Origin of the sequence: Rathayibacter rubneri, from assembly GCF_023743255.1 — a bacterium.
Classification (GTDB): Bacteria; Actinomycetota; Actinomycetes; order Actinomycetales; family Microbacteriaceae; genus Rathayibacter; species Rathayibacter rubneri.
This window is the reverse complement of sequence record NZ_JAMRYM010000195.1, coordinates 1-1,487: the sequence shown is the minus strand read 5'-3', so window position 1 is coordinate 1,487 and position 1,487 is coordinate 1. Positions and strand designations below refer to the sequence as shown.

Sequence of the window (1,487 nt, the reverse complement as noted above, 5' to 3'; positions counted from 1 at the left end):
TCCGTCGTCACCTGAGTCCGGCGGGCCGGACGTCCGTGCGATTCTACGGTCGCCCCGGACCGCCCGCCCGGAGACCTCGGAGGAGGGCGACCGTAGAATCGCACGGACGTCCGGCCCGCCGGACTCAGGTGACGACGGATCGGAGCGGGTGTGCGGAAGGCGTTCGCGATCCTCCGACTCGCGCTCGCGGGTCTGGGCGTCGTGGGCCTGATCGCCGACTTCCTCTACACGCTGGGCTTCCGCGCGTTCCAGATCGACAACTTCTTCGCGTACTTCACCACCCAGTCGAACATGGCCGGGGTCGTGCTCCTGGGCCTCTCGGGCCTCGTCGCCCTCGCCCGCCCCCGCGAGCCGCGCTGGCTCAGCACCGTCCGCGCGCTGGTCCTGACCTACATGATCGTGTCGGGCATCGTGTTCGGACTGATCGCCGTCGAGGCGGGCAACCGCGGAGTGCGCGTCGACGTGCCGTGGTCCAGCGCGCTGCTGCACTTCGTGATCCCGACGCTCGCGCTGCTCGACTGGATCCTGGGCCCCGGGCGCCGTCCGGTCCCGTGGCGCGGGGCGCTGACGGTGCTCGGCTTCCCGATCGTCTGGGGCGTGATCACGCTCGTGCGCGGCGCCCTGATCGGCTGGTACCCCTACTTCTTCCTCGACCCCGACCAGGTCGACGGACCGGTCATGTACGTCGTCTACGACGTGATCGTGCTCGGGCTCATCTCGGGCATCGCCGCGTTCATGATCGCGCTCAGCCGGGTGCGGCCGCTCGGGGCCGCGCGGACGGCGGAGTGGCGGGGCGGGTTCTCGAGGCTGCGCGAGCTGCTCAGTCGGGGACGACGGCGAACGGCTCCAGCGCCGTCACCGCGACCGTGAGCAGCTCCTCGTCGCTCAGCGACTGGAGCGACAGGGCCTGATCCGCGCCGACGAGCCCGATCAGCACGGCCTCGCCCGTGACCGGCTGCAGGTTCACCCACTCCGTGATCCCCGCCTCCGAGCCGACCAGCGACCAGCGCACGGCCGACACGGCGTCGACGTCGGCGTCCCAGAAGGACTCGTCGAAGCGCAGCCAGAGCGACTCGACGACTCCGGAGCCGATCGCCGCGATCGCGGTGCGGTGCGCGAACGGCAGCGGCGGATCGAACACGATCGCGTCGGTCTTGAGCACGCCGATCGGCACGGTGACCAGGACCCGGTCGGCCGAGAACGACTCCCCCGTCGCGAGGCGCACGCTCGCGCCCTCCTCGTCGTAGCCGATGCCGCTGACGGAGGCGCGGAGCGAGACCTCCACGTCCTCGAGCAGCGTCTCGACGAGCGGAGCCAGTCCGTCGGTGAACACCGCGTCACCGCGCTCGGAGTCGTCGTCGAGCTCCTCGGCGGTGGTCGCCGCCGACGCGTCGCCGAGCCCGTACCAGGAGGACAGCTCGGCCGCCGCCGCGCTGACCCGGGCGCTGGAGTGGGGCGCCGAGCAGTCCGAGGACGTGCCGCTCGCC

General features: G+C 71.9%; 2 protein-coding genes. One reads left to right on the top strand and one right to left on the bottom strand.

The genetic code is table 11. The features are described from left to right. Window positions 1-150 precede the first annotated feature (150 nt). A complete protein-coding gene (locus NB037_RS19255; RefSeq protein ID WP_251948664.1) occupies window positions 151-870 on the top strand; it encodes a Pr6Pr family membrane protein in 720 nt (239 codons plus the stop codon). On the opposite strand, the gene NB037_RS19250 is transcribed toward NB037_RS19255, so the two are convergent. Beyond that, window positions 821-1,487 (bottom strand): FAD-dependent oxidoreductase (locus NB037_RS19250; protein ID WP_251948662.1); only part of this gene is annotated, 667 nt, incomplete at its 5' end. The two genes, NB037_RS19255 and NB037_RS19250, sit on opposite strands and share 50 nt — an antisense overlap.